General features: G+C 76.4%; 8 protein-coding genes. 5 read left to right on the top strand and 3 right to left on the bottom strand.

The window, feature by feature from the left end:
* Positions 1-2: 2 nt before the first annotated feature.
* Together ABT247_RS29565 and ABT247_RS29560 are read right to left on the bottom strand one after the other, a co-directional pair.
* Positions 3-3026, bottom strand: a complete 3024-nt coding sequence (locus ABT247_RS29565) for a lysylphosphatidylglycerol synthase domain-containing protein (protein ID WP_350748490.1) — start codon at positions 3024-3026, stop codon at positions 3-5.
* Between the two features lie 56 nt (positions 3027-3082).
* Positions 3083-3844, bottom strand: coding sequence for an SDR family oxidoreductase (locus tag ABT247_RS29560; RefSeq protein WP_350748487.1), 762 nt, complete (start codon positions 3842-3844; stop codon positions 3083-3085).
* 147 nt (positions 3845-3991) lie between these two features.
* Here ABT247_RS29560 and ABT247_RS29555 point away from each other — a divergent pair, with 147 nt between their 5' ends.
* The 4 genes from ABT247_RS29555 (at position 3992) to ABT247_RS29540 (ending at position 6908) form a co-directional block, all read left to right on the top strand.
* Positions 3992-4969, top strand: coding sequence for a helix-turn-helix transcriptional regulator (locus ABT247_RS29555; RefSeq protein ID WP_350748484.1), 978 nt, complete (start codon positions 3992-3994; stop codon positions 4967-4969).
* 55 nt (positions 4970-5024) lie between these two features.
* Positions 5025-5291, top strand: coding sequence for a UBP-type zinc finger domain-containing protein (locus tag ABT247_RS29550; RefSeq protein ID WP_350748481.1), 267 nt, complete (start codon positions 5025-5027; stop codon positions 5289-5291).
* Between the two features lie 176 nt (positions 5292-5467).
* Positions 5468-5746, top strand: a complete 279-nt coding sequence (locus ABT247_RS29545) for a hypothetical protein (protein WP_350748478.1) — start codon at positions 5468-5470, stop codon at positions 5744-5746.
* A gap of 184 nt (positions 5747-5930) precedes the next feature.
* Positions 5931-6908, top strand: a complete 978-nt coding sequence (locus tag ABT247_RS29540; protein ID WP_350748476.1) for a sigma-70 family RNA polymerase sigma factor — start codon at positions 5931-5933, stop codon at positions 6906-6908.
* Here ABT247_RS29540 and ABT247_RS29535 read toward each other — a convergent pair.
* Positions 6816-7223, bottom strand: a complete 408-nt coding sequence (locus tag ABT247_RS29535; protein WP_350748473.1) for an STAS domain-containing protein — start codon at positions 7221-7223, stop codon at positions 6816-6818. The two genes, ABT247_RS29540 and ABT247_RS29535, sit on opposite strands and share 93 nt — an antisense overlap.
* A 125-nt stretch (positions 7224-7348) precedes the next feature.
* Here ABT247_RS29535 and ABT247_RS29530 point away from each other — a divergent pair, with 125 nt between their 5' ends.
* Complete coding sequence (locus tag ABT247_RS29530) at positions 7349-7840, top strand: NUDIX domain-containing protein (RefSeq protein WP_350748470.1); 492 nt, start codon at positions 7349-7351, stop codon at positions 7838-7840.
* Positions 7841-7902 lie beyond the last annotated feature (62 nt).

The following is a 7902-nucleotide window of genomic DNA, read 5'->3' as shown; positions in this document are numbered from 1 at the left end:
AACTACACCCGATTATAAAAAATGTTCCCCTCCCCGACGCTCTTCCTTTCTTGGAGCCCCTGCGTCTGCGCCGTGTCCACCGCGCCGCCCCCGCCCGGGGTCGGCGCGGCGTTGCCCGCCGCGTTGCCCACCAGGAACACCACCGCCACCGAGGCGAAGGACGGCACCCGGCCGATCGCCCGCACGCAGCAGTACAGGCAGGCGATCAGGCAGATCGACACCAGCAGCTGCCCGGCCACCCCCACCGCCAGCCGCCCCGGGTTGCGCAGCAGGTCCAGCAGCCGCGGCAGCACCTCGGCCGTCAGCGGCCGCAGCCGCGTCGTCAGCCACCGCCGGGCCGGCGGGACCGCCCACACCAGCGCCAGCAGGACGGCCGCCGCGGCCAGCCCGCCCACCACGGCGGGCAGCGCGTCCAGTTCCGACCCGCCGGGTTGGAGATCCAGCAGGTAGACGAAGGCCCCCAGCTGCAACAGGTGCAGCACCAGCCCGATCACCTGCCCCACGCCGACGCTGGACAGCGCCTGCGCGGTCGGGATGTCCGCCTGCTGGAGCAGCCGGGTGTTCAGGGCGATCCCACCGACACCCCCGGGCGACACCAGTTTCACGAACGCCCCGGCCAGCTGCGCCAGTACGGCGTTGCGGAAGTCCAGCCGCTCCGGCACGAACCCGACGAAGCCCATCGCCGCCGCCACGTGGCTCGACCCGGCCGCCACCAGCGCCAACACCAGCCACCACGGATCGGCGTCCGCCAACGCCGCGACCGGGTTGTCCTCCGGCGCGAAGAACTGCGGAATCAGCAGCCACCCGGCGACCACCCCGCCCACCACGGCCAGCAGGGTCCGCGGCCGCAGCCGTTCCAGCCGCACCGGCCGTCCGACCGCCTCCGGCCGGCCGCGCGCGACCTCCGCCCGGATCTCCTCCAGCAGCCCCCCGGGCAGCGCGTCGCCGCCTCCGGGGTGCCCGGCGGTGACGGCGGCGGTCTCGCGGCCGCCCGCGGCCGCCGCGGTGGATCCGCCGCCCGCCACCGGCACCGTGCCCGCCACCGACGCCGTGCCCGCCGCCGGGACCGTGCCCGCCGCCGGGACCGTGGCCGCCGCCGTGCCCTCCGCCGGGACCGTGCCCGCCCCGGGCACTGTGCCCGCCGTGGGTCCGGCGGCGTCGTGGGCGTCCCCGTGCGATGGGGTGCGGGCGGCAGCGCTGCCCGGGCTGCCGCCCGCACCCGTCCAGGGCCGGACCGCCGGTGCGGCGTCGCCCCGTTCGGGGGCGGTCCCGCCGCCGGGTGGTCCGGATCGGCGCACGCCCTGAGCGGGGAGCCGTGCGCCGCCCGCCGCCCCGGCGCCGCCCGCCCCCTGGGTGCTGGTCTCCGGCCGGGTGCCGGAGGCCGCCCGGTGCGCGGGTCGCGGACCGGCGCGTCCCCCGGCGTCGGCCAGGTCCGTCCCCGTCCCCGTCCCCGTCGCCGCGCCGCCCGCCCGGCCCCGGGCGGCCCCCGGTGCCGCCCCCGGTGCGGCCGTGCCCCCCGCCTTCGCGTGCTGCTTGAGGGCCTGCCGGGTGGTGCGGGCGAGGGCGATGGGTTGCAGCAGGGGCAGGGCGGCGGCGATGGGCTCGGGGCCGAGGACGGCGGTGGCGCTGCGGACGGAGCGGGCGGCGCCGGTGCGCAGGGCGAGGGTGGTGAGGAGTTGGGCGGTGTCGCAGCGGAGGACGAGTTCGCTGGCCGCGATGTCGCCGTCGGCGAAGTCGACCAGGTGGACGGCCCCGGTGTCGTCGATCAGCAGGGAGGTGGGGACGAGGGCGCGGTGGGCGATCTCGCGGCGCTGGAGGAGGGCGAGTTGGCGCCAGGCGTCGGCGAGGAGCTCGTCGGTGATCTCCTCGTCGGCGAGCTGGTCCAGGGTGCGGCCGGCCTGGTGCTCGTAAGCGATCAGGGCGGTGTCGTGGCCGAGGCCGACCGTGGCGGCGATGCGGCGGGTGCGGACGCCGGCGGCCAGGGCCGCGTAGGTGACCAGGGCCTCGTGCTCCAGTCCGGTGCGCGGGGAGCGCAGGGCGCGGGGGTGCGGGGCGGTGCGCAGCCGCAGGCGGCGCCAGGCGCGCTGGACGGCGGCGACGGTGACGGCCTGCCGGTCGAGGAGCTGGACGTCGAGTGCGGGCCACCCGTCGGCCTGCCGGACCCGGTAGCGGTCCGATCCCGCCGGCACGGCCTCGACCGGGTGCTGCCCGCTGTCCCGCAGGGCCCGCAGCACCTCGCCGGGCCGCGGCCGCGGGTCCGGGGTGCCGACGGCGTACAGGGTGCCGTGGGCACCGGTCCAGCCGATGAGCAGGCCGAGCAGCAGTGCGGTGGGGGTGGCGTAGCCGCCGGCGAGCCCGGCGAGTCCGGAGAGCGCCAGGACGGCCATGGGCAGGCGCCGTTCGCGGCTGCCGGAGGCGGTCATGAAGGCGAGCACGGGGGCGAGGTAGCCGTAGACGGGCTCGGTGTGGTGGAGCACGTCGCCGGGCAGCGGCTGGGTGAGCGCGGTGACCAGGGAGGTGGGGGCGAGGTCGTCGGCCCACAGGCCGAGGGCGAGGGTGGCGCCGTAGGCGAGGACGGCGGCGAGCAGCCCGTCGGAGACCTGTTGGAGGGCGCGCCGCCGGTCGGGGCCGAGCACCCGGCGGACGGCGAGTCCGACCGGCAGCAGCAGGACGGCGGCGGTGGTGAGCCCGCCGGCGAGGCCGGCGAGCGGTCGCGGCACGATCGCGACCGCCTCGGCGACGTCGGCGGCGATGCCCCCGGTGGTGGCCCGGGCGTAGTCGGCGAGCAGCAGGGTGACGGCGATCGCGAGCAGGCCGGTGAGCAGCCGGAGGAGGGCGGCGGGCTGCCGGATCCGGCCGGTGTCGGTCAGCGGCCGCATCCGGGCCGGCCGGGCGCCGGGCTCCCCGGCCGGCTGCCGGGCTTCCGGCTGCCGGGGTATGCCCCCGCCGGTGTCCGGCCGCCCGGGGAGGGGGACGCCGCCGCCCTCGCCGGTGCCGCCGTCTTCTCTCCCCGTCACGATCGCCACGGGTGGCATGCTCCCATGCCACCCGTGGCCCGGGAGCGGAGATCGCGCCGCGGCCGTCACGCCTGCCGGGTCGGCAGCACCACCTGGTGGCGCAGGTTGACGTGCCGGGGGCGGCTGACGGTGTAGGCGATCAGGTCGGCGACGTCCTCCGCGCCGAGCGCCGGGATCACGTCGAACATGCCGCCGAGCTGGTCGCGCAGGTCGGGGTTGTCGATGTGGCCGCCGAGCTCGGTGTCGGTCAGGCCGGGCTCGATCGCGCTGATCCGGACGTCGCGCGGACCGAGTTCGGAGCGCAGCGCGGCGGACAGCTGGGAGATCGCGGCCTTGGTGGCGGCGTACACGGCGTAGTCGGGGAAGATGACGTGCGCGGCGATGGAGGAGACGTTGACCAGGTCGGCGGTGCGGCCGTCGGCGGCGGCCGTCGTGAGGTCCTCGGTGAAGGCGCGGACGATCCGCAGCGCGCCGGTCAGGTTGGTGTCGATCATGCGGGTCCACTCGTCGATCCGACCGGCGGTGAGCGGGTTGGGCAGCATCACTCCGGCGTTGTTGACCACCAGGTCGACCCGGCCGTACGCCTGGTGGACGGCCTCGGCGGCGGCGTCGACCGACGCCTGGTCGGTGATGTCGGTGGTGACGGCGAGGGCCTGCCCGCCGGCGGCGGCGATCTCGGCGGCGAGCGCCTCGATCCGGTCGGTGCGGCGGGCGAGCAGGGCGACCCGGGCGCCGGCGGCGGCGAGCAGCCGGGCGGTGGCGGCGCCCATGCCGCTGGCGGCTCCGGTGACGACGGCGGTGCGGGTGGCGAGGGCGGGGTAGCTCATCGGGACTCCTCGGGAGGATCGGGCTGGCGACGACCACTCTGCGACCGCCGCGCGTCCCGGCCCAGGGCTGTGCCCGTCCTGGAAACCCCGTTCCTGGGAACGGCAGTACCACCCTCACGGCGAGGGCCCGGGGCTACCCTGCCTGCCATGGAGAACACCCTGGGGGACTTCCTCCGATCGCGCCGGGCCCGGATCCAGCCGGAGGAGGTGGGGCTGTCCTCGCACGGCCGCCGCCGGGTGCAGGGCCTGCGCCGCGAGGAGGTGGCGCAGCTCGCCGGGGTCAGCGTCGACTACTACGTGCGGCTGGAGCAGGGCCGCGGCGGCAGTGCCTCGGACGCGGTGCTGGACGCGGTGGCCCGGGTGCTGCGGCTGGACGCGACGGAGGCGGCGCACCTGCGGTCGCTGACCCGCCCGCCCAAGGCCCCGGCGGCCCGGGCGCGGGGGCACCAGCAGGTCGAGCCGGGGACGCGCCTGCTGCTGGACCTGATGACGGGGGTGCCCGCCTTCGTCCTGGGCCGCCGGATGGACGTGCTGGCCTGGAACGCGCTCGGCGACGCGGTGAGCGGTTTCTCCTCCCGGCGGGACCTCGGGCCGCGCTCGGAGACCAATCCGAACGCCGCGCCCAACCAGGCCCGGCACGTGTTCCTGGACCCGGCCGCCCGCGACCACTACCGCCAGTGGGAGGCGGTCGCCGCCGAGACGGTCGCCTACCTGCGCCGGGACGCCGGGCTGCACCCCGCGGATCCGGCCCTGACCGCGCTGGTGGGCGAACTGTCGGTGCGCAGCGAGGAGTTCCGCCGGCTCTGGGCGGACCACCTGGTCCGGGAGAAGAGCAGCGGCAGCAAGCTCCTGGGGCACCCGCTGGTCGGCGAACTCGACTTCGGCTACCGGACCCTGGGCGTCAACGGCTCGCCGGACCAGGTGCTGGTCGTCTACACCGCCCCGCCGGACTCGCCCACCGCCCAGAAGCTGGCCATGCTGGCCAGCTGGACGGCCCCGGGCACGGCCCCTTCCGGGGGTGCCGACGCGGTCCCTTCCCCGGCCGCCGACGCGGCTTCCCGCGCGGCCCACACCACCGCCACGGGCCCCGGGCCGGCCGCCGGGGCACCGGGCGCCTCCTCCTGAGGCATCCCGGTCCCGTCCTGAGGCATCCCGGTTCCGGCCGTCGTAGCCTTCGAACATGAGCGCCTGCGAAGACCTCGCTCTGGCCCCCCGGGACATCGAGCCCCTTCCGCCCACCGACGGCTGCGCCGAGTGCCTGGCCCAGGGCCGCCGGGACTGGGTCCACCTGCGGGTGTGCCTGGACTGCGGCCACATCGGCTGCTGCGACTTCTCGCCGCAACGGCACGCCACCGCGCACTTCCACAACACCTCCCACCCGGTGATCCGCTCGTACGAGGCGGGGGAGGACTGGCGCTGGTGCTTCGTCCACGAGGTCATGGGCTGATCAGTTCGGACGGCGGACGGCCGGACGGCCCGGACGGTCGGGCGGAGGACGGGCGGGGGCGGATGGACGGCCGCGCGGTGGCAGCGGCGCCCGGTCCGGCTAAAATCCGGACAAGACGCCCATGCGGCCCTCCGGCCGGCATCCGTCCGGCCGCGGCCGCCGAAGGGAGGCCGACGATGACCAAGCGAATCCCGGGCAGCACCGCCAAGCTCCGCCAGGGCGCCCAGGCCCTGCTGGAGAGCCGGGGCATGGTGAGCACGCCCAGCCGCCTCGGACCGGAGCCGCGCGGCGGAACGATGTCCTCCTCCGGCGCCGGCCCGCTCCCCGCCCCCGGCGGTGCCTTCCGCCACGGCGGGCGCGACGCGGCACCCCCGGCGATGCACGCCGCCCCGTCGGCGCACGCGGAGCTCAAGGGGCACCGGCACCGCGGCGCGGAGAAGCACTCCGCCCACTGACCGCGCCGAGGCGCCGACGGGCGGCGGCGCCCGACCGCGTCCGGCGGTCCCGCGGGGGCGGTGCGACGGCTCCTGGAACCCGAGCCCGGCAACCGCCCCTGACGGCCGGTCAGCGGCCGTTGTCGGTGCCGTGCGCTACGTTCCTGTCCGTACACCGGGAAGGCGCAGCACGACAGGGGTGACCATGGCCGAGGTGCTCACGGAGGAGCCGGTCGAGCTCCAACTGGAGCGGTACCGCACGGAGTTGACGGGCTACTGCTACCGCATGCTCGGATCGGTCTTCGAGGCCGAGGACGCGGTGCAGGAGACCATGATCCGCGCCTGGCGCGGCCACCGCGGCTTCGAGGGGCGGTCCGCGCTGCGCTCCTGGCTGTACCGGATAGCCACCAACGTCTGCCTGGACGCGCTGAACGGCCGCAAGAACCGGGCCCGTCCGATGGACCTGGCCGGCCCGGTCACGGTGGCCACCGCGAGCGACGCCCAGCTGCCCGAGGTGACGTGGATCGGCCCCGCGCCGGACGGCCGGGTGCTCCCCGAGACGGGGGATCCGGCCGAGGTGGCCGCCCAGCGCGAGTCGGTGAAGCTGGCCTTCGTCGCCGCGCTGCAGCGCCTCGCGCCCCGGCAGCGGGCGGTGCTGATCCTGCGCGAAGTGCTCGGCTGGAAGGCTGCCGAGGTGGCCGAACTGCTCGGCGTGACGGTCGCCTCGGTCAACAGCGCACTGCAACGCGCCCGCGCCGTCCTCGCCTCGGACGCCTCGGCGGCCCGACCGGCCCCCGCCCTGGACGCGGACCACCGGGCACTGCTGGACCGCTACGTCCGCGCTTTCGAGGCGTACGACATGGACGGGCTGGCCGCGCTGCTGCACGAGGACGTCACGCTCAACATGCCGCCGTTCGCGATGTGGCTGCGGGGGCAGGACGAGATCCGGGCGTGGATGCTGGGTCCGGGGCAGGGCTGCCGGGGTTCCCGGCTGCTCCCGGTGACGGCCAACGGCGGCCCGGCCTTCGCCCAGTACCGGCCGAGCCCGGCGGGCGGGCACGAGCCGTGGTCGCTGATCGTGCTGGAGGTGTCAGAGGGCCGGATCACCGGAGTGACCAACTTCCTGGACACGGACGTGCTCTTCCCCCTGTTCGGCCTCCCGCCCCGTCTCGACGCCGAGTAGTCCCGAGCGCCCGGCCGGCTCCGCGAGGCCTGGGCGGTCTGCCAGGTCTGCCAGCTCTGCCAGGTCTGCCAGGCCTGGGAGGTCTGCGAGGCCCGCGGAGTCCAGCGGATCGGCCGCTCCCGGCAGCAGCGCCGAGAGCCCGGCGAACGCGAGCAGCTCCCGCAGCGGGCCGTCCGCGTTCACCAGCACCACGCCCACCCCGTGGCGGGCGGCGGCCGACCGCAGCCTGGCGAGCGCATCGACGACGGCCAGGTCGGGGGCGGTCAGCGCGCCCAGGTCGCAGGTCAGTACGGCTTCTCCCGGAGTGGTCCTCATACCCGTTGGACCGTCACGGCGGCGCCGACTCATCGGTCCGCCGGGGCTCGGTGCCGGACGCCCGGCGGCCGGGGCGGGTGGCAGAGTGGGAGCGACCGAACCCCACCTGCCCCAGGAGGAGCGCCGTGACGGCTGAGCCCTTGAAGTCCCGCGAGGAATGGCTGGCCTCGCTGCCCCGGGTCTACGCGGCGACGGGCTGCCTGCTGCGGGACGAGTCCGGCCGGATCCTGATCGTGAAGGCCGGCTACCGGGAGCACTGGCAGTTCCCGGGCGGGACGATCGACCTGGGCGAGGGGCCGGTCCGGTGCGCCGAGCGGGAGTTGGAGGAGGAGACCGGCATCGTCCGGACGGCCGGAGACCTGCTGGCCATCTCCTGGACCCACCCCTCGGGTGAACTCGACCACCCGGCCGAGCACTTCATGTTCGACTTCGGCACCGTCCCGGACGGCACCCCCGTGACCGTCCCGGCCGGCGAACTGGACACCCACCGCTGGGCGCCCTTGGAGGAGGCCCTGGACCTGCTCGGCCCGGCCCGTTCGGCCCGGCTGCGGGCGGCCCTGGAAGCGGCCGAGGACGGCCGGGTCCGGATCGTCACCACCCACGTCTCCGGCTTCTAGGGACGGGACCTCCCGGAACCTCCAGGGCCCGGACCCGGACCCGGACCCGGCGCCGGGATCGC

The organism is Kitasatospora sp. NPDC001539 (assembly GCF_040298565.1).
In the GTDB taxonomy this organism is placed as follows: Bacteria; Actinomycetota; Actinomycetes; order Streptomycetales; family Streptomycetaceae; genus Kitasatospora.
Note: the sequence above shows the minus strand (reverse complement) of the source record. Positions and strands in the feature narration are given on the sequence as shown.